Source organism: Salinibacterium sp. dk2585 (assembly GCF_008001035.1).
Lineage (GTDB): Bacteria > Actinomycetota > Actinomycetes > Actinomycetales > Microbacteriaceae > Homoserinimonas.
Map to the genome: position 1 here is coordinate 2,210,710 of NZ_CP042856.1, position 19,710 is coordinate 2,230,419.

Below are 19,710 nucleotides of genomic sequence, written 5' to 3' on the forward strand. Positions count from 1 at the left end.
ACGCTACGTCCGCGCAGGCGCTGCGGGGTGAGCGACACGCGGCCGAAGGTTACGGACGCGTGAACAGCCGCATCAGGCGGAAACGCCCGCTGCGAACTCGGCGAACGCCATCCGAAGCAGCGACAGGGTCTCGTCGCTCGTCGACACGTGCGGGCTGAATCGGATGCTGCTGCTGCGCACCGTCGCGGAGACGGCATGGTTGTGCAGGGCCGCCGCGAGCGGGGTGACGTGTGCCGCATCGGGTTCCACGACGACGATGCCGGCGCGCTCGTCCGCCGCGCGGGGCGAGATAACGGGCAGGCCGTACTCGTCGATGACGGCGAGCACCTGGTCGACCCGTTCACGGAGCCCAGCCTCAGCCTGGTCGATGCCGACGACATCGAGCCGCTCGAGTGCGGTCGCGAGACGCGCCTGGGCGGCGGGCCGAGGGCGAGAGAGCGCGAACGACGACGCCGCACGCGGAGCCTCTGGGACATCCGTCTCCCCTCCCGTCCCACCCGTTTCGAGGAAGTCGGCCGGCTCGCCGAGCCAGCCGGAGAGCACGGGCTCGATCCGTTCGAGGGCCCGGTCGCTCATGACGAGGAAGCCCGTGCCGCGACCGGCACGCAGCCACTTCTGCCCACCGGACACAATGACATCCGCAACTTCCCATGGCGCATCGACAGCGCCGAAGGCCTGCACCGCGTCGACAATGAGAAGGCGGTCGCCGATGACCTGGCGGATGCCCTCGAGGTCGATGCGATAGCCGGTGCGGAAGTCGACCGCGCTCACGAGGACGGCTGTGACCTCCTCCGGTAGCTCGCGGAAGGTACCAGGGGTCACTCGGCCATACTCGGGCTCGACCCAGAGCGGCTGCAGTCGACCGAGGGCGCGCTGGGCTCTTGCGATCGCGAAGAGGGTGCTCGGGTATTCGGCGGGAGAGAGTGCGACGATGCCCTCCAGCCCGAACATGGTGTGCATGAGCCCCGTGCTCGTGTCGGGCTGGAACACCACCTGGTCGCTCTCGAAGCCCGTGGCCATCGCGACGGCGTCGCGCATTCGCTCGTCATGCTGCTCGGCCGAGTCGAGGGTGCCGAACCGGGCCCGGCTCGTGAGCTCGGCGACCATGCGTTCCTCGGCGATGACGGGCTCGCCCGCGGGCCCGAGGTAGGCGAAGTTGAGGTAGCCGGGATCCTCCGCGAAGTCGGTGACGTATTCGGCGAGCGGAGCGGCGGGGGGCGTGCGGCGACGGATCACGACCCGAACCTCCGGTTGCGCGTCGCGTAATCGCGCAGGGCGCGCAGGAAGTCGACCTCTCGGAGGTCTGGCCCCAGCGCCTCGACGAAATAGAACTCGCTGTGGGCGCTCTGCCACAGCATGAAGTCGCTGAGCCGTTGCTCGCCCGAGGTGCGGATGACGAGGTCTGGGTCGGGCTGCCCGCCCGTGTACAGGTGGTTGCCGATGAGCTCCGGCGTGAGGATGTCTGCCAGGGCGTCGAGCGTGCCGCCCTTGCTGTCGTGTTCCTGCACGATGCTGCGCATGGCGTCGGCGATCTCGCGACGGCCGCCGTAGCCGACGGCCAGGTTGATGTGGAGGCCCTTCTTGCCCTCCGTGCGCGCCTCAGCCGCCTTCAGCGCGTGCACGAGCGGCTCGGGAAGGCCTTCGGGTGAACCGACGTGCTGCACCCGCCAGTCACGATAGTGCGAGAGGTCTTCTGCGAGGTCAGCGATGATCTCGAACAGCCCGTGCAACTCCTCCTCCTTGCGACCGACGAGGTTGTCGGTCGACAGCAGGTAGAGCGTCGCGTGCTTGATGCCGAGGTCGTCACACCACACGAGGAACTCGCGAAACTTCGCCGCGCCCGCCCGATGCCCGTGCGCCACGGCCCCAAGCGAGCGCTGCCGCGCCCAGCGGCGGTTGCCGTCAAGGATCATTGCCACATGCTTCGGCAGCTCCTGCGTGGCGAGCCAGCGCCGGATGCGGTTCTGGTACAGCCCATAGAGGATGCCGCGTCCCAGGGGGACTTCCCGTTTTCGCACGGGTATACGCTAGCCCACCGCGCCGATGAGACTCGGTTTCCTTTCAGGATCGTTCTCCCAGCCAACCCATAGAATCCGGTCATGACCAGCCCCGACTCTCGCGGAACCGGGTCGAGCACCGCCAATGAACCCGGTACCGACCTGCCCAACGTCCCCCTCCTCGACGACGAGCGGGAACGGCACGGTGCGGAGGTCGAGGCCAAGCCGACCTGGCGGGGATGGATCCACGCGGGGACCTTCCCGCTCACGATCGTGCTCGGGGCCGTGCTCATCGTCGTGGCACACGGTACTGCCGCGAAGGTGTCGTCGGCGGTCTTCATCGCCTCTTCGATGCTGCTCTTCGGCATCTCGGCGCTCTACCACCGCTTCAACTGGAGCGACCGCGCCAAGCGCATCCTCAAGCGACTCGACCACGCCAACATCTTCCTGCTCATCGCCGGTTCCTACACGCCCATCACGGTGCTCGCGCTGCCGGAGGAGAAGGCGTGGCTGCTGCTCTCGCTCGTGTGGGGCGGTGCCATCCTGGGCATCGGCTTCAGAATGTTCTGGCTCAACGCCCCGCGGTGGCTCTACGTGCCTCTGTACCTGCTGCTCGGCTGGGCCGCCGTGATGTTCATGGGCGATTTCTTCCGCGCTGATCCCGCCATGATGACCCTCATCATCGTGGGCGGGCTCTGCTATACGGTGGGCGCGGTCGTCTACGGCATGAAGAAGCCGAACCCCGTGCCCGGGGTCTTCGGCTTCCACGAGATCTTCCACACCTTGACGCTCATCGCGTTCCTCTGCCACTGGACGGGCATCCTGCTCGTCGCAATCAACCCGCCGTTCGCCTAGCGGCTGGCCAGCTCAGGCGGAGGGGTCGGGCTTCTGCTCGGCCTGCTCGGCCTGCTCGGCCTGCTCGGCCTGCTCGGCCTGCTCGGCGGCGAGCTTCTCGCGGATCTCGGTGCGGTAGCGGGTGCGGCGCACCCGCCGGTTCATGTCGATCGCAATGAACACGACCGCGGCGGCCACCAGGAACGTCGCGATGAAGCCGATGACACCCGGCGTGACCGTGTTGGGGTCGAACTCCGCATCCTCGGCAGCCCGCAGGATCGCGAAGAGCATGGTGGTGGACTCGATAACGAGTGCACTCATGCGCTCGCCTCCTCACTGCTGGCGGGTTCGCCAGTGTCGCTGATGCCGGCGAACAGGTCGTCCTCCGGGGTCGTGGTCGGCACGCGTGACTGCACGAGCTCGTAGTCTTCGAAGGGCCATGCCTCCATCTGGAGCTCGAGCGTCCAGAAGAAGAACGAGCTGTCGGGCGGCACCTGGCTCGCATGGGCGCGCAGGGCGGCATCGCGAACCTCGAAGAAGTCGCCGCAGGGCACGTGGGTCGTCGCCGTGTCTGGCTTGGTGCCCATCCAGCCGAGCATCCGATCGACCTCCTCAAGGAGGTGCGACTCGGGGTCACGGGCCCGCAGGGCATCCGCGAGGGCATTGATCTTGGTGGGATTGAAGCCGCGGTCGTAGTAGACCTTCTGCACCTGCCAGGGCTCCCCCGCCTCTGGATAGCGCTCGGCATCCGCCGCCGCCTCGACCGCGAACATCGTCACGTCGTGCGTCTTGATGTGGTCCGGATGCGGGTAGCCGCCGTTCTCGTCATAGGTCACAACGACCTGCGGCTGGAACTCACGGATAATGCTGACGAGCGGGGCCCCGGAGTGCTCGACGGGGATCGTCGCGAAGGAGTTCGCTGGCAGGAGCTCACCCTCGGCGGGCAGGCCGGAGTCCATGTAGCCGAGCCAGCGGTGCTGGACACCAAGCACCTCCTGCGCCTTCGCCATCTCGTAGCGGCGAAACCCACCCATGTCGCGATCGGCCATCGCGCGCGGGTCGAGGCCCTCGTAGAGCACGTCACCGCGCTCACCGCCCGTGCAACTCACGACCATGACCTCTGCGCCCTGCGCGAGGTAGTAGGCCGCGGTCGCAGCACCCTTGCTCGACTCATCGTCGGGGTGGGCATGCACGGCCAAGAGTCGCCTGGTCACGGTGCTCCTTCAATGCGAATAGTCTTGAAGACAAGCGTAAGGGGAGACAGTGACAGGCGTAGACCAGGCGGGCGAGAACTTCGCGACAGCCACGGATGCAGCCGCTCTCGACGCTCGCTACGGCCGCACCCCACAGCGCCGCGCCCGCCAGAGACTGCTCGCGTGGGCCAGCGCGATCGCCGTCGCACTTGTCTTCGTGGCGTGGGTCGCGTGGGCTGCCTTCGACGGCACGGCGGCTTCACTCCAGTCCAGGATGCTCGGCTCAGACATCCGGGCGGATCGCAGCGTCGTCATCACCTACGAGGTCAGTGCACCGGCGGGTTCCGAAGTCTCGTGTGCCCTCGAGGTGCAGAACGACAAGCATGCGATCGTGGGCTGGAAGATCGTCGACCTGCCGGCATCCGAACGCTACACACGAACCTTCACCGACGAGGTGCGCACGGTGGATCAGGGCGTCACAGGCTTGATCTACCGCTGCTGGCTGACGTAGTATCGCCTCAGACGAGATCGGCCGGTTGGCCGATCTCATTCGTTTATGCGAGTCGATCAAAAGATCCGCATACATACGGGCCGCACCTCCTTCCCTGGCGAGCGGCCCCTTCGTGTTGAGGGAGTACACCATGTCCGGGCAGATCACGGAAACTTGGCTGACGCAAGAGGCATACGACCGGCGCAAGGCCGAACTCGAACATCTCTCGGGCGAGGGCCGCTCGGAGATCGCGAAGCGCATCGAGGCGGCACGCGAAGAGGGCGACCTCAAGGAGAACGGCGGCTACCACGCTGCCAAGGAGGAGCAGGGCAAGATCGAGGCGCGCATTCGCGTGCTCACGGAACTCCTGCGCCACGCCAAGGTCGGCGAGCCCGCCGAGGCCGGCATCGTCGCCTCCGGCAGCGTCGTGACGGCGCTCGTCATGGGTGATGAAGAGGTCTTCCTTCTCGGCAGCCGCGAGATCGTCGACGACGAGGCCGACATCGAGCTCGATGTCTACAGCGAGGGCAGCCCGCTCGGCGAGGCCATCATGGGCCTCAAGGTCGGCGACAAGACCTCCTACACGGCGCCGAACGGCCGCGAGATCTCGGTCGAGATCAAGAAGGTCGAGCCCTACCAGCCGTAGCGTTCGTGATTCAGGACGACCTGAGACCTCAGAAGTCGATGCGCGGGTCGTAGCCGGCTTCGCGCAGACGCTCGAGCACGCGCTGCACATGCTCGGGACCTCGCGTCTCGATGCTCAACTCGATCTCGACCTCGCCCATGAGTGCGTTGCGGTTGTGTCGCGTGTGCAGCACCTCGACGACGTTGGCGTTGGCCTCGCTGATGAGCTCGGCGATGCGGGCCAACTGTCCGGGACGGTCGGGCAGCAGGAGTCGCAGCTTGAGGTAGCGATCGGATGCCACGAGGCCGCGTGAGATTACACGCTCCATGACCTGCGGGTCGATGTTGCCGCCGCTGAGGATCGCGACCGTCACACCGGTGTTCTTGACTTTGCCCGTGAGGATCGCCGCGACCGCGGCGGCACCGGCAGGCTCAACTACCAGCTTGGCGCGCTCAAGCAGCACCAGCAGGGCGCGGGCGATGTCGTCATCCGTCACCGTGACGATCTCATCGACGGTCTCGCGGATGATGTCGAAGTTGAGCACACCGGGCGTTGCGACGGCGATTCCGTCGGCGATCGTGGGGGCGACGATGACCGGCGTGGGGCAACCGGCTGCGATCGAGCCCGGGTACGGGGCGGCATTCGCGGCCTGCACGCCGATGACCCGCACGGGCCGCCCGAGGGTCGCGAGCTTCTGGTGGAGGGCGCTCGCGACACCGGCCGCGAGCCCTCCGCCGCCGATGGGCACGATGACGGTCTCAAGCTCGGGCACCTGCTCGAGCATCTCGAATGCGAGCGTGCCCTGGCCCGCCACGACATCGTGGTGGTCGAAGGGCGGGATCAGCACGGCGCCAGTCGACGCCGCGAAGGCGGCGGCGGCGCGCAGCGGCTCCTCGACCGTGTGCCCGCGCAGCACGACCTCGGCGCCGTAGCTGCGTGTCGCCTGCAGCTTCGGCAGCGCCACGCCGACCGGCATGAAGATCGTCGCGGCGATGCCGAGCTCGCGGGCCGCGAAGGCAACGCCCTGCGCGTGATTGCCGGCCGAGGCGGCCACGACGCCGCGCGCACGCTCCTCGGGCGAGAGCTGCGAGAGCCGATTGTAGGCCCCCCGGATCTTGTAGGAACCCGTGCGCTGCAGCGACTCGCACTTGAGGTGCACGGGGGCGCCGACGAGATCCGAGAGGTAGCGCGAGCTCTCCATGGGGGTGACCTGCGCGACCTTGCTCACGCGCTCGCAGGCCGCCTCGAACTCCGCGAGTGTCGGGCCGGGAATGGCGCGCGCCTCGGTGGTCGCCGTCGCTGCTGTCGTGTCAGTCATTGCCTGGCTCCTTCCGCCGAGTCACCGATCGTCGTGAGGGGCTGGTCTCCCTGCCCCCCTCCTCCGCAAGGGAGACGCCACCCGGCTCCTTCCACCGCTGGCGCGCGATGTACCCGACCATGACGTTGAGCGTCGCAACGACGGGCACCGCGAAGAGCGCGCCGGGGATGCCCGCGAGGAAGCTTCCTCCGGCGACGGCGAGCACGACCGCGAGCGGATGAATCTTGACCGCGTTGCCCATGATGAGCGGCTGCAGCACGTGGCTCTCGACCTGCTGCACCACGAGCACGATGCCGAGCATGATGAGCGCGACGACGATGTCCTTGAAGACGAGGGCGATGAAGACCGCGAGGGCACCCGTGAGCACGGCCCCGATGATCGGCACGAAGGCGCCGAGGAAGACCGCGACTGCGATCGGCACGACGAGCGGCAACTGGAGGATGAAGGCTCCGAGGCCGATGCCGATCGCATCGATCGCTGCGACGAAGATCTGCACCTTGACGAACTGCGTGAGCGTGCCCCACCCCGCACGACCCGAGCCATCGATCGCGGGGCGAGCGGCCACGGGGAAGATCCGCACGAACCAGCGCCAGATCGTGCGCCCGTCGACGACAATGATGATCGTCGCGAAGATCACGAGGAAGAGTCCCGCGACGAAGTGGCCCGCGGTCGAGCCGATCGACATCGCGCCGCTCACAAGCACTTCGCTGTCGCGCTGCACGCTGGTCCAGATCTCCGCCGCGTACTCCGTGATCTGCGCTTCAGTGAGGTGCAGGGGGGATGCGAGCAGGAAGTCCTTGAACTCTTCCCACGCCTCGAGCGACTGCACCTGGAGTTGGGGCAGCCCCGCGCGCACCTCCAGGACGATGAGCACGACGAGACCACCGACACAGGTCACGAGGCCGACGAGGGCGGTGATGATTGCGAGCCAGCGGGGCCAACGGTGCCGCTGCAGGAACTGCGAGAAGGGAACGAGCAGCGCGCTGATGAGGATCGCGATCATGAGCGGCACAACGATGATGCGAAGCTCCATGATGAGGAAGACCAGGAGAGCGACGACCGCCGCGATCGCGAGGATGCGCCACGACCAAGCGCCGGCGACACGCATGCCGCGCGGCACCAACTCGTCTTCGCGGGCGCGCGGCGGCACGGAGGGAGAGGACTTGCTCCGACCGAAGATCACCCGGCAAGTCTAGACGCGCAAGGCCCCACCGCCCCCCTGTATTCCGAAGGACGCATACAAGCGGATCGCGCGGTGTCGGTGGGCGGGGTTAGTGTCGGAGATCATGGCAGACACGGGCCTTCGAACAACCCACCTTTCAGCGGCGCAGGCGCGCCGCCTGGCTCTTGGCGCGCAGGGCTTCGGGGCGCGACTCGGCGAGGGCGGTGGCATCCGTCGACTTCGTGGCCTCGTGCGGAGTCTCGGCCTGTTGCAGCTCGACTCCGTGAACGTCTTCGAGCGCAGCCACTACCTTCCCGCCTTCTCGCGGCTCGGGGCGTATGACAAGACGCAGCTCGACCGGCTCACCTTCGAGCCGGCGGGTGGGCACACGGAGTACTGGGCCCACGAGGCTGCCGTGATCCCTCTCGAGAGCTGGCCGCTCCTGCGCTGGCGCATGGATGACCGTCGTGCAAAGGCGCTGGGCGACCCCGAGCACTGGGCGCGCAGCAACCGGGCAATGCTCGCCTGGCTTCGCGATGAGCTCGCAGAGAAGGGGCCGCTCGCGGCGAGCGCGATCGAGCACGACGCGAACCGTCGGCGTGGGCCGTGGTGGGGCTGGTCGGATGTCAAGCGCGGCCTCGAGTACCTCTTCGCCTGGGGCGACGTCGTGAGCGCTGGCCGCACCCGATTCGAGCGCCGCTATGCGCTGCCCGAGCAGGTCATGCCCCGACACATCCTCGACACGACCGTCGAGCGCTCGGAGGCCCAGCGCCAGCTCATCGAGATCGGGGCTCGCGCCCACGGCGTCGGCACCGCGGCCGACCTCGCCGACTATTTCCGCATGTCGACCGCCGAGGCGAGTGCCGCCATCCGCAGCTTGGAAGACGAGGGGGTGCTCGAGCCCGTCAGGGTCGAGGGCTGGACTCGCGGCACCAAGGCGCTCCCCGCCTGGAAGCATCGCGAGGCAACGGTGCCGCGGCGCATCCAGACCACGGGCCTCCTCTCGCCCTTCGACCCCGTCGTCTGGTTTCGCCCGAGAGCGGAGCGCCTCTTCAACTTCCATTACCGCATCGAGATCTACACCCCCGAACCAAAGCGGGTCTACGGCTACTACTCCCTGCCGATACTGCTCGACGACGACATCGTCGGCAGGGTCGACCTCAAGAGCGACCGCAAGGCCGGCATCCTGCGCGTGCAGTCCGCGTGGCAGGAGGCGGATGCGCCCGCCGAGACGGCGGCACGGCTCGCTCCCCTGCTGCAGCAGACCGCCGCATGGCAGGGCCTCGGCGAGGTCGAGGTCGTCGATCGCGGCACGCTCGCCCCAGCGCTCGCCGCCGAGCTTCGCGTGCGCACGATTTCATAACACTCCAGGCGCAGGCGACTCCTCAATCTCGGCGAGCCTCAGAATCAGAGCATGACTCACCCAAGCCGCCAGCTCGCCATTGTTGTGGCATCCGTCCTCGCCGTTGTGGCGCTCGCGGCATGTGGAACGCCGACGCCGATCACCTCGGCACCCGCACCGGCGGCCGCCGAGCCAACACCGACCCCGTCCAGCACCCCGCCGCCATTCGATCGTGTCGATCTGGCCTGTGACGACCTCGGCACTGCTGAAAGCTTTTCCGCGCTCTTGGGAACCCCGGTCACAGAACGTAATCCTCTCGCCTCGTCGGCAGCAGTCTCCGAGTCCATGTCACGGTATGCCCCGATCCTTGTGCTCGGCGGGCTCATCTGCGAGTGGTCGGATGACGTCCCGTCGAGCCCACTCGTGCTCTCGTCGGGACATGGCCACGTCGGGGTATATGTCATCGTCGTCCCCGCCACGGAAGATGGCTGGCAGTACTACACCGACATGGGTTACGCGAGCTCCAACAGAGAGCAGTACTGCGACGAATTCGGCTGTGTCATCGAGGACTATACGAACGGCTACTGGACCAGCGCTGGCGCGTTCGGCGGAGGTACTGGAGATACGCTTATGGCGCGTCTCGCGGCCATCGCTGACCTGACTGCCTGGTTGACTCCCCCTGAGCACGTGGTCGTTGACGGGCCGCCCTACTCCGACCTCTGCACCGATGCCTTCCCAGAATATGACGTTCGAGCCATCACCGGGTCGAACGCCCCGTTTGAGCAATTAGGAGGCGGAGGATGGAGCCTTTGGGGTAACGCCATGCGAGAAGCATCCTTCCGCCAGTGCGGTTACACCGCTGTGGACGAGCAGTCCAACCCAGTCTTCGGGGCGAGGGCCGCGCTACTACCCGACGGAGCAGATATCGCCCGTTCCGCGATCCGGGTGGCGAAGCTCCCATCGCCTCCTGAGCCGCTGGACGCAGACGGGCCCGCGGCATTCATCCGGTGCGGTGAAGTTGACACGCGCTGCATTGTCGACGTGATCATCGGGGATGACTGGTATGAAGTCACGGCGTACGGATCCGAAGCCGGCGCCGTGCCGCGAGGGGCGAGGGCGACCGCCGAGGACCTCACCGCGCTGGTGATCGAGCGCGCGGGCGCCTAGAAGCCGCTGCCGATCGTGCGGAGGCGGGCGATGCGCTTCTCGATGGGCGGATGCGTAGAGAACATCCGGTCCACGATGCCCGGTTTGGTCGGATCGCTCAACCACATGTGCGCCATAGAGGTGTTCTGACGCTTCATTGGCCGCCCGTACTCCGCCAGTTTTGCAAGGGCACTCGCAAGGGCCTCCGGATGCCGCGTGGTCATGGCACCCGTCGCATCCGCGAGGTATTCACGTTCACGTGAGACGGCCGCCTGCACCATGGTCGCCGCGAGCGGGGCCAAGATCATGGCGGCGATGCCCAGGATCAGCACGATCGGGTTGCCGCCGTTGTTGTTGCGGTTGCCGCCGAAGAACGACATGCGCATGAGCATGTCGGCGATAAAGCCGATCGCGACGACGAGACCGAACACGATTGTCGTGACCCGGATGTCGTAGTTCTTGACGTGCCCCATCTCGTGCGCCATGACGCCCTCGAGCTCGGCATCCGTCATCATGTCCAGCAGGCCCGTCGTCGCGGCGACGACAGCGTGCTTCGGGTCGCGGCCGGCCGCGAAGGCGTTGGGTGCAGGATCGTCGACGACGTAGACCTTGGGCATTGGGAGCCCCTCGGTGATCGAGAGGTTCTCGACGATGCGATACAGGCGCGGGTCGTCACGCTTCTCGATCGGGCGCGCGCCGCTCAGTGCGACCGCCTGGCTGCCCGAGGCGAAGTACTGGATCACCACATAGATCAGGGCACCGACGAGCGTGCCGGTGAAGATGCCCCAGCTGCCGCCGCCCCAGATCTGGTCCGCGGCAAAGGCGAGCACGGCGATGAGCACGAGGAACAGCAGGATGATGAAGACGGTGTTGCGCTTGTTCCTCGCTATGGCGCGATACATTCAGCCCCCGACGCTCGCGGTCAGAACTGGACGCGCGGCGGCTCGGCGATGGCCGCCGAGTCCGACACCTCGAAGAACTCACGCTCGGTGAAGCCGAGGCCGCGCACGAAGAGCGTGTTGGGGAAGACCTTGATCTTGGTGTTGAGCTCGCGAACCCCGCCGTTGTAGAAACGGCGAGCAGCCTGGATCTTGTCTTCAGTGTCGACGAGCTCGCCCTGCAGCTGCAGGTAGTTCTGGCTCGCCTGGAGCTGCGGGTATGCCTCGGCGACGGCGAAGATGCTCTTGAGCGCCGACTGCATGTGGTTCTCAGCGACCGCCGCCTCGGCGGGGCTGCCCGCGCTGAGGGACTCCGCGCGAGCCTTTGTGACCGCCTCAAAGACGCTCTTCTCGTGCGCCGCATACCCCTTGACCGTCTCGATCAGGTTCGGCAGGAGGTCGGCACGTCGCTTGAGCTGCACCGTGATGTCACTCCACGCCTCGTCGACGCGCACATTGAGGGTGACTAGGCCGTTGTAGGTGGCCCAGAGATAGATGCCCACCACCACGACGAGCAGGACGATGATGCCGAAGATGATGAGGAGTTCCATGGCAGAACTATAGCGAAGCGCTCCTGAGCCCTGCCTGCGGGTTCTACGGCCCCAGAACGCGCCGAATGTAGGCATTCGTGAACGTGCGGGAGGGGTCAAGTCGGTCACGTATGGCGAGGAACTCGGCGAAGCGCTCGTAGCGGGGTTCGAGGGCCGCGGCATCCTGCGTGTGCATCTTGCCCCAGTGCGGTCTCCCATCGTGGGCAGAGAGAATCGACTCCACCGAGGCGAAGTATTCGCGATGATCGTCGCGAAAGTACCGGTGTACGGCGATATAGCCACTCTCGCGGCCATGCGAGGTCGACAGGAGAGAATCGTCGGGCGCGGTTGCCCTCACCTCGAGGGGGAACGATATGCGCCAACCCCTGGCCTCGATCAGCGCGCGCACCTGTCGAAGGGCCGAGGGCAGCGCCTCAACCGGTACCGAATACTCCATCTCACGAAACCGCACGGCGCGCTGGGTGGCGAAGACCCGGTGCGAGGCATCCGTGAACTCGCGGTCGCCGATGAGCTTTGTTGCGAGCCTGTTCACGGAGGGGATCGCCGCGGGCACGACGCGTCCCAGGCTGCAAGTGACCTGGAACACCCCGTTCGACAGCAGGGACTCGTCGACCCAGCGGCTCAAGGACGAGAGCGGGGCGGATGCCGCATCCGCCGGCAGCCTCGTGTTGGTCTTCGTCAGCACCGCCCGGGTGTGCGGAAACCAATAAAACTCGAAGTGGTCCGCGCCACGCATTCGGTCGACGAGGTTCTCCAGCACGACCTCGAGGCGCTCCGGGCGCTCGACGGCGTGGAGAAGAAACGCGGGGACACACTGGATCGTCACATCGACCAGCACGCCGAGCGCGCCAAGGCCGAGTCTCACGGCGGGCAGCAACTCGCTCGACTCGTCAACCGAGAGGACATCCCCCTCCGCCGTCACAAGCGTGACCCCGACGATTCGCGCAGCCAGCCCACCGAAGCGGATGCCCGTGCCGTGGGTACCGGTCGAGATGGCACCGGCGACCGTCTGCCGGTCGATGTCCCCCATGTTCTCCAGCGCCAGGCCGTGGGGCGCGAGCAGCTCGGCGAGATCGTGGAGACGCGTGCCGGCGCCCACACGGGCACGGGCAGTCGCGGCATCCACCTCATAGAGGCCGCTGAGCGCCGAGACGTCCACCTGCACTCCGGGAGCCGCGGCGATCGCCGAGAAACTGTGGCCCGACCCGACCGAGGTGACCGCGAGGTTCCTGTCGCGTGCAAAGCCGACCGTTGCCACCAGTTCCTCGACCGAGCGCGGACGAGCTAGGAATGCGGGTGAGGCTGATGCTGAACGGCCCCAGTTTCGCCAGCGGCGACCGGGCAGCACGAATTCAGGGACGAGCTCGCCGAGGTAAGACACGAGACCGCTCACAGGAACGCCATCCCATCTCCCCGGTAGGTCGGCGCGGTACCGACAACCACCTCATTGCCCACCTCGCCGTCAACGAGTGCGTACTCGTTCACATGCTCCGACAGTTCCCCCGCCTTCGAATGCCGCAGCCACACGCGGTCACCCACCGCAAGGCGCGCCGCTCCCGGGCCCGCGAGAGGGGTCTGGACCTCGCCCGCCATCTCGCGAGGCAGCATCCGAAGTCCCTCAGGCCACATGGCAAGCGGCAATCGATCGGTGCCAGGAGGGCCCGACGCGATCCAGCCTCCTCCGAGCAGCGTCGCAAGATGCGGCCGCGGCTTGCGGACCACCGGCAGGGCGAAGGCCGCGGCGGGTGCCGGGGAGAAGCTGCGGTAGTGGTCGAAGAGGTGCGGACCGAAGAGTCCGCTGCCCGCCGCGACCTCCGTGACCGCCACCTCTGCCGTCGTGGATTCGAGTGAACCAGTGCCACCGCCGTTGACGAACTCGAGAGCGGCCACGTCACGAACGGCCGCCACGGCGAGAGCCCTCCGCTCGGCAAGCTCCAGCGTCGAGCGTCGCTTGGCCCAGCGGATGATCGCCCCGCCGGCAGGGCCGGAGTCATCCGCCAGGCCAGCCAACTGGCCCTCGTAGGCCATCATTCCAACCAGCGCGAAGCCGGGCCGCCCCACGATCGCCTCGGCGAGGGCTCGAGCCTGGGCGACCGTGTGCACGGGAGAACGCCACGTGCCGACGTGGCCGAGAGCGCGGGAGTCCCAGGATGCGTCGAGCTCCAGACACAACCTCACGCAGCTTCGAGCCGTGGGCGGTACGACACTGTCAATGAGTTCGAGGTGGTCGATCGAGTCGACCATGAGGGTCACGCGGGCGGCGGCATCCTCATCGCTGGCGAGCCGCGCGATGGCCTCGCGATCGACCGTGGGGTACCCCACGACGATGTCGTCAATCGCCCGGTGGCTGCCGGACGGCGCAGCCAGCCACAACGCCTCGGCGAGCGTGTAGGCCAGCACTCCACCGAAGCCGGGCTGCGCGAGCACAGAGTCCAACACCGAGCGCACGCGAAGTGACTTGCTGGCGACCCGGATGCGCGTGCCGCCCGCGCGGCACCGAAGGTCGTGCGCGTTGGCGGCGAGCGCCGGGAGCGACAGGACGGCCACCGGGGGGTCGAGGTGGGCGGTCGCTCGGGTGAGCCCCTCCCAGTATTCAGGGGCGCTCCACTGGGCCGCCGAGCGCTCGGGGAGGGCGACAGGCTCGGGCATGTCCCCACCCTCGCGGCACGGCGGCCCCGGTGTCAACCGGAGGAGCTAGCCCCTAACTGCTCCCGCTACTGCGACGGCGTCCACTGCCGGTGCCCTCCGCACCACCGCCCGATCCCGGCTGCGCAGCTCCTGCCGCGGCGGCAGCATCGTCTTCATCGTGGGTGCCATGGGAGGCCTTCTCGGCCTCACTGCGCCGGTCCCAGCCGGGCTTGCGCAAGGCATAGAAGACGAGAGGTGGCGCACCGAGCACGACAATGACGAGCCCCACGATCCACGGGTAGGCGGCCGAGGGAAACGCAGTGAATCCGGATGGCGGAACAAATGCCAGCACGAACGCGGCGAGGCACGCGAAAAAGCCGACGCCGGCGACGAGGTTCATCGCAGGAACCCTATAGGTGCGTTTGACGTTCGGCTCCTTGCGTCGCAGCACGATCGCTGCAGCGAACATCAGCATGTACATGATGAGGTACAGCGCCGCCGCCATGTCGATGAGCGCCACGAACGCCGCACTGACGTTCGGCACAATGACGAAGATTGCCGCGAGGATAGTGACAATCGTGCCCTGCAGCATGAGGATTCCGGACTGGATGCCTGCCTTATTGCGCTTTTGTAGTGCGGGAGGCAGAAGACCCGTCTCCGCTGCGGCGAGCAGACCCTTCGAGGGACCGGCAATCCACGTGATGACCGATGCCAGAGCACCGGCGGCGATGAGTGCCGACACGATCGCGGTGGCCCAGCTCACGCCCCAGTGGTCGAAGTACTCCTGGAAGGCGAGCATGATCCCGTTCGTGAGGCCCAGTTCCTTCTCGGGGACCGCGATCGAGATGGCGAGCGTCGGCAGGATGAACACCAGCAGAATCAGGATCGACGCGAGCAGCACCGACCGCGGATATCCGCGACCCGGGTCCTTCATCTGGTTCACGTGGACGGCATTGACTTCCATACCTGCATAGGCGAGCACGTTCGAGACGATCAGCACAATCGAGGCGATCCCGGTGAACGGAGGGATGATGGCGGAAGGATCCAGCGATACCTCACTCTTCTCACCCGTGCCAAGCCAAATGAAACCGAAGATGATGAGCAGCACAGCGGGCAGAATCGTGCCCAGGATGCCGCCCCATGAGCCCAGCTTGGCGAAAAGGTTGCCACCGCGGAGCGTAACCAGGGTCGAACCCCAATAAAGCACGAGGATGATGATCGCGGTGTAGAGACCCGAGCTGGAGAGCGAGGGGTCGAGGAACACGAACGCGAGGGCCGCCGCGATGAACGCGATCTGGGTTGGATACCAGACGACGTTCTGGATCCACTGCAGCCACACGGCTGTGAAACCCCAGCGGTTGCCAAACGCCTCACGCACCCAGACGTAGACGCCGCCCTTCCAGCCTGTCGCGAGCTCCGCCGCGACCAGTGCCGTCGGGATAAGGAAGAAGACCGCGGGAATGATGTACAGCGTGACGCTGCCGAGGCCATACACCGCCATAGCCGGGAGCGAGCGGAGGCTCGCGACCACGACAAGGGTCAGCAGTGCCAGCTGGCTGACGCCGAGGTAGGTACTTACAGCGTGCCGCGACGTGAGCGGATGATTGGAGGCGGCGTGAGCCGTCGCATCCTTGTTCTTGGAGGTATCCGTAGACATCGTGTCTCCTAGTGGTGGAAGCCGGAGTGCTGACCCTCGACGGGCATGGCCGACTCGAGCGCATCGAGGTACGCCGTCTCGGTCTCGATGTCGGCGAGCAGCTCGGCCGCGAGGTCCATGCTCAGGCCGTTGCGCACGACGATGCGTTGCACAGTGAGGTCTGTGAGGTTTTCGGGCATGGGGTAGGCCGGCACGAGCCAGCCCTTCATGCGCAGGCGATCCTGCAGATGGTAGAGGTTCCAGTTCGACGTGTGCCCCTCCTTCAGATACCACGCGAAGACCGGGATGTCGCTGCCGTCGTTCCAGAGATCGAAGGCGCCGATCTTGGCAATCCCGTCTGAGAGGAACTTCGCGACATCCTGAGCGGCTTGCTGCACCGCGCGGTACCCCTCGAAACCGAGCCGGAGGAACATGTAGTACTGGAGTAGCACCTGCGCACCGGGCCGCGAGAAGTTCAGCGCGAATGTCGGCATCTCCCCGCCCAGATAGCTCACCTTGAAGATCAGATCCTCGGGAAGCCACTGCGCTTGACGCCACACGACCCAGCCGAGTCCCGGATACACGAGGCCGTACTTGTGCCCCGAAGTACTAATGGAATGCACGCGCTCGATCCGGAAGTCCCAGAGGAGGTCGGGCTGCAGGAAGGGGGCGATCATCGCCCCCGAGGCACCGTCCACGTGGATCGGCACGTCGATTCCGGTCTTCTCCTGAATCTTGTCGAGTGCCTTGGCAATCTCCGCGACCGGCTCGTACATGCCGGTGTAGGTGACGCCCATGATGGCGACGACGCCGATCGTGTTCTCGTCGACGTATTTCTCCAGATCGTGCCCGTCAAGCGTCTTGTGCTCCAGGCTGATGGGCACCAAGCGTGCCTCAACGTCGAAGTAGTTGCAGAACTTCTCCCAGCAGACCTGCACCGCGGACGACATGACGAGGTTCGGCTTCGAGGCGTCCTTGCCCGCGACGCGACGCGCGTGCTGCCAGCGACGCTTGAACGCGAGACCGCCCAGCATGCAGGCCTCGGACGAACCTATCGTCGAGGTGCCGATGCTTTGGGAGGCCTCAGGGGCATTCCAGAGGTTCGCCAGCATGTGCCAGCAGTTGTCCTCGATGGCCGCCGTCTGGGGATACTCATCCTTATCGATCATGTTCTTGTCGAACGCGTTCTCGTACACCTCCTTGGCTTTCTCATCCATCCAGGTGCCGACGAACGTCGCGAGGTTCAGACGGGAGTTCCCATCCAACATGGTCTCGTCATCCACGATTTGCTTCGCCGTGTCGGGGAGGGACTCCTCCTGCGGAATGACATGGCGGGCGGCGATCGTCGCCTCGCCCCTTCGCGCGAACTGGGGGATCAGTTCTCCGTCTTCACGTGACGTGCTCATACTTTGGCTCCGTTCCTTCGTGTGTCTGCGCACGCCCAATCGGCGTACGCGGGACGGGAAAGGTCCCAACTGAGACTCTCCCCCGCCCGCGGACTTTGGAGCAGGGACATAGGTCCCGCCGTCGATGCGATTCCAAGATCCACTCTCCGTGGGACCGAAGGTCCCAGCCCCGGAACACGGCGGCTGCGCGGCGCACCTCATCCTTCCGGGGGATGATCCTTGGTATCCGCGGTGCTGAGATACATCCGCCGGGTGATGGAACCGCCGTCCGCTTCGCGTATCCTGACGCGTAGACCGCTCTGTCCGCACCTTGTCGCCCGCGGGCACCCCAGCCGAGATGAGTGACGCTGCAAAGTTCGCCTCCACCCGCGGCGGCCCCGCCAACGCGTCGCCGCGCCGTGCCTGCCGCGATGGTTGGCGCGCTGCTCGCGCTGCTCGCGCTGCTCCCTGCCCCCGCCTGGGCGGACCCCGCTGCTGCGCCTGAAGCGAGTCAGGCGAGCCAGTTCTCGGTGACGTCGCCGAGCGACGGGGCCTTCATGGGTCGCACCGGCATCGTCGTTGCAGGCACGGGAAGCGAGATCGGGGCGACAGTGCAGGTCGCGGTCGACGGCACACCGGCGTGCACCGCGGATGTCGAAGCCGATGCAAGCGACGGTCCCCTCTGGCAGTGCGCTGCGGTGCTGGCCAACGGCGCCGACCGTCTCATCACGGCAACGGAATCGAGCACACAGGGCGAGACGAGTCAGAGCATCCGCGTGCATGTACTCGGCAGTCCCACGATCCATCCCTCCGGGGTCACTACTGGGCTGGTCTCCGGAACAGCGCTGCCGGGCTCCACCGTCGTCGTCACGCTCGCAGGCGACCCAGGTGGCTGCACCGCCTCGGCGAGTGCTGCAGGGGGGTGGTCCTGCGTTGTCACGGCAAATCAACAGCGAGTGCCGTCAGGGACGTATCAAGTCGCGGCCAGGCAGGCGCACGCCGCGATCGGCCCCCCTCACAGCTACTCGGATGCCGTCTCGCGTCCACTTGTGATTGACACCACCCCACCGCAGCCCCCGGTCATTGTCTCTCCCGCGCAAGACCATCGCTTCATCACCCTGCCCGCCACCTTCGCCGGGACCGGCGAGTCAGGCGCGACCGTGACGGTCTCGCTTAACCGCGTGCCGGTGTGCACCACGCTTGTGATCGACGGTCGGTGGTCATGCAGTGGCGGGAGCGCGCTCTCGGCTATGCCTCATGAGGTCCGCGCCATCCAGGTGGATGCAGCTCTCAACCACAGCTCGCCCAGCGCACCGCTTCGAGTCCTCTTCGGACCAGAATCCGCCTCGCCCACTCCGCGTCCAGCACCCGCGCCTCCCGGAGCGCCGTCACCCGCGCCCTCACCCTCTGACGCCACAGTCGACCCGAGCGCTCCTCCTGAGCCGAGCTATCCCGACCCGCGTGACTTCGGCTCTGCACCCCCACTCGCGGAGGGCGCGGGGGCGGATGCCTTCACCAACTGGGGAACGCCCACCGACTTCGGCGCGGGGATCCCCAGCATCCAGGAGAGCATCGATCGTGGCAACTGGAGCCGCGCCCCATTCATAGCCCTCGCGGCCATTGCCCTCATCGCCCTCCCCTCGCGGCTGCTCGCGAGTGAGCTTCGCGGGCGCTTCCGCCAGCGGCCCGCGATCCCGGTGCGTAATCGCGACCCTGTCCCCCTCATCGATGAGCACACCGTCGGCATGTCGCCGTGGCTCTCCGCGGCCCTGCCCTTCGCCGTCACGGTCGCATTCATGGTCGCCTCGAACGGCGTCGAGGCCGAGGTACGTTACCTGCGCCTCGCCGCGGCCGTCGCGATTGCGCTCGGGGTACTGAACCTCGTGGGCGTCACGATCGCGACGCGGTTCGGGCGCCTCTGGCAGGGCATCGATGGCCGCCTTCGCTTCCGCCCCCTCCTGCTCGTCGCGGCGATCTTCTCTGGCCTGCTCTCGCGCATCGTCGGGCTCACCCCACCCTTCGTCACAGGCACGCTCATCGGCGTGCGGATGCCGTTCGACACCCCTGTACGCGGGCGCGCCATCGTCAACCTCCTGCAGGTCGGCTCCGTGTTGGTGCTCGGCCTCATTGGTTGGATCGGGCACTCCCTCGTCGGCGAGGTCGTGGGGTTCTGGCCATCACTCTTGAGCGAGATCTTTGCTGCCCTCTGCCTAGTGGGTGTCGGATCGACCCTCGTGCTCCTCCTCCCTGTCGGCGCACTGCCGGGGCGTGTGCTGTGGGAGTGGCACTCCTGGGCGTGGGCTGGCATCGCCCTCGTCGGCTACTCGCTCGCATTCGGCATCCTGCTCGGCGGGGCGGACGCCCACTGGCCGCTCGCGATCGTGCTCATCATCGCCGCGAGCATCGCGGCCCTCTTCATCGCCGCGTGGGCGATCCTCCGCTTCCTCGTGAGCCAGCCGGACTGA

18 protein-coding genes are annotated in these 19,710 nt (G+C 66.8%); 6 read left to right on the forward strand and 12 right to left on the reverse strand.

Translation table 11 applies throughout. The annotated features are described in order from the left end of the window. Positions 1 to 72 precede the first annotated feature (72 nt). Both FVA74_RS10375 and FVA74_RS10380 read right to left on the reverse strand, forming a co-directional pair. Positions 73 to 1,236 carry an aminotransferase class V-fold PLP-dependent enzyme gene (locus FVA74_RS10375; RefSeq protein ID WP_240792214.1) on the reverse strand — a complete coding sequence of 388 codons (1,164 nt, stop codon included), beginning with the start codon at positions 1,234 to 1,236 and terminating at the stop codon, positions 73 to 75. Continuing rightward, positions 1,233 to 2,018 carry an isoprenyl transferase gene (locus FVA74_RS10380; RefSeq protein WP_147722189.1) on the reverse strand — a complete coding sequence of 262 codons (786 nt, stop codon included), beginning with the start codon at positions 2,016 to 2,018 and terminating at the stop codon, positions 1,233 to 1,235. The genes FVA74_RS10375 and FVA74_RS10380 overlap by 4 nt, the downstream gene beginning before the upstream one ends. Positions 2,019 to 2,099: 81 nt before the next feature. Between FVA74_RS10380 and FVA74_RS10385 the strand changes: the two genes are divergently transcribed. Then, positions 2,100 to 2,852: a hemolysin III family protein gene (locus FVA74_RS10385; RefSeq protein ID WP_147722191.1), complete on the forward strand. Its 753-nt coding sequence runs from the start codon at positions 2,100 to 2,102 to the stop codon at positions 2,850 to 2,852. Positions 2,853 to 2,864: 12 nt separating this feature from the next. On the opposite strand, the gene FVA74_RS10390 is transcribed toward FVA74_RS10385, so the two are convergent. Both FVA74_RS10390 and mca read right to left on the reverse strand, forming a co-directional pair. Further along, on the reverse strand, positions 2,865 to 3,152 hold the full coding sequence (locus FVA74_RS10390) for a hypothetical protein (RefSeq protein WP_147722193.1): 288 nt from the start codon (positions 3,150 to 3,152) through the stop codon (positions 2,865 to 2,867). Next, positions 3,149 to 4,045 (reverse strand): mycothiol conjugate amidase Mca, encoded by an 897-nt coding sequence (gene mca / locus FVA74_RS10395; protein WP_147722195.1) that lies wholly within the window; start codon positions 4,043 to 4,045, stop codon positions 3,149 to 3,151. The genes FVA74_RS10390 and mca overlap by 4 nt, the downstream gene beginning before the upstream one ends. A gap of 49 nt (positions 4,046 to 4,094) precedes the next feature. Between mca and FVA74_RS10400 the strand changes: the two genes are divergently transcribed. Further along, entirely contained in the window at positions 4,095 to 4,535 is a 441-nt protein-coding gene (locus FVA74_RS10400) for a DUF4307 domain-containing protein (RefSeq protein WP_147722197.1), read from the forward strand. A 130-nt stretch (positions 4,536 to 4,665) separates the two neighbouring features. Then, positions 4,666 to 5,160, forward strand: coding sequence for a transcription elongation factor GreA (gene greA, locus FVA74_RS10405; protein ID WP_147722199.1), 495 nt, complete (start codon positions 4,666 to 4,668; stop codon positions 5,158 to 5,160). A gap of 28 nt (positions 5,161 to 5,188) precedes the next feature. On the opposite strand, the gene ilvA is transcribed toward greA, so the two are convergent. After that, positions 5,189 to 6,457 (reverse strand): threonine ammonia-lyase, encoded by a 1,269-nt coding sequence (gene ilvA / locus FVA74_RS10410; protein ID WP_147722201.1) that lies wholly within the window; start codon positions 6,455 to 6,457, stop codon positions 5,189 to 5,191. Next, complete coding sequence (locus FVA74_RS10415) at positions 6,450 to 7,640, reverse strand: AI-2E family transporter (protein ID WP_240792215.1); 1,191 nt, start codon at positions 7,638 to 7,640, stop codon at positions 6,450 to 6,452. The genes ilvA and FVA74_RS10415 overlap by 8 nt, the downstream gene beginning before the upstream one ends. 103 nt (positions 7,641 to 7,743) lie before the next feature. On the opposite strand from FVA74_RS10415, the gene FVA74_RS10420 reads away from it, so the two are divergent. Both FVA74_RS10420 and FVA74_RS10425 read left to right on the forward strand, forming a co-directional pair. Beyond that, positions 7,744 to 8,982 carry a winged helix-turn-helix domain-containing protein gene (locus FVA74_RS10420; RefSeq protein ID WP_147722203.1) on the forward strand — a complete coding sequence of 413 codons (1,239 nt, stop codon included), beginning with the start codon at positions 7,744 to 7,746 and terminating at the stop codon, positions 8,980 to 8,982. Positions 8,983 to 9,306: 324 nt separating this feature from the next. After that, complete coding sequence (locus FVA74_RS10425) at positions 9,307 to 10,128, forward strand: hypothetical protein (protein WP_147722205.1); 822 nt, start codon at positions 9,307 to 9,309, stop codon at positions 10,126 to 10,128. Here FVA74_RS10425 and FVA74_RS10430 read toward each other — a convergent pair. Genes FVA74_RS10430 through FVA74_RS10455 form a run of 6 tightly spaced genes read right to left on the reverse strand, consistent with a single transcriptional unit; the run spans position 10,125 to position 17,266 of the window. Further along, a complete protein-coding gene (locus FVA74_RS10430; protein WP_147722206.1) occupies positions 10,125 to 11,009 on the reverse strand; it encodes a M48 family metalloprotease in 885 nt (294 codons plus the stop codon). The genes FVA74_RS10425 and FVA74_RS10430 overlap by 4 nt on opposite strands. Before the next feature lie 20 nt (positions 11,010 to 11,029). Further along, positions 11,030 to 11,596 (reverse strand): LemA family protein, encoded by a 567-nt coding sequence (locus FVA74_RS10435; RefSeq protein WP_147722208.1) that lies wholly within the window; start codon positions 11,594 to 11,596, stop codon positions 11,030 to 11,032. A gap of 43 nt (positions 11,597 to 11,639) precedes the next feature. After that, a complete protein-coding gene (locus FVA74_RS10440) occupies positions 11,640 to 12,989 on the reverse strand; it encodes a D-arabinono-1,4-lactone oxidase (RefSeq protein ID WP_240792216.1) in 1,350 nt (449 codons plus the stop codon). Beyond that, complete coding sequence (locus FVA74_RS10445; protein WP_147722210.1) at positions 12,986 to 14,245, reverse strand: alanine racemase; 1,260 nt, start codon at positions 14,243 to 14,245, stop codon at positions 12,986 to 12,988. Before FVA74_RS10445 ends, FVA74_RS10440 begins: the two co-directional genes overlap by 4 nt. Positions 14,246 to 14,297: 52 nt before the next feature. Next, positions 14,298 to 15,881: an amino acid permease gene (locus FVA74_RS10450; protein ID WP_147722212.1), complete on the reverse strand. Its 1,584-nt coding sequence runs from the start codon at positions 15,879 to 15,881 to the stop codon at positions 14,298 to 14,300. Between the two features lie 8 nt (positions 15,882 to 15,889). Beyond that, positions 15,890 to 17,266, reverse strand: coding sequence for a glutamate decarboxylase (locus tag FVA74_RS10455; RefSeq protein ID WP_147722214.1), 1,377 nt, complete (start codon positions 17,264 to 17,266; stop codon positions 15,890 to 15,892). 410 nt (positions 17,267 to 17,676) lie between these two features. On the opposite strand from FVA74_RS10455, the gene FVA74_RS10460 reads away from it, so the two are divergent. Then, the gene (locus FVA74_RS10460; protein WP_147722216.1) at positions 17,677 to 19,710 is read left to right on the forward strand and encodes a hypothetical protein; all 2,034 of its coding nucleotides are present in this window, start codon (positions 17,677 to 17,679) and stop codon (positions 19,708 to 19,710) included.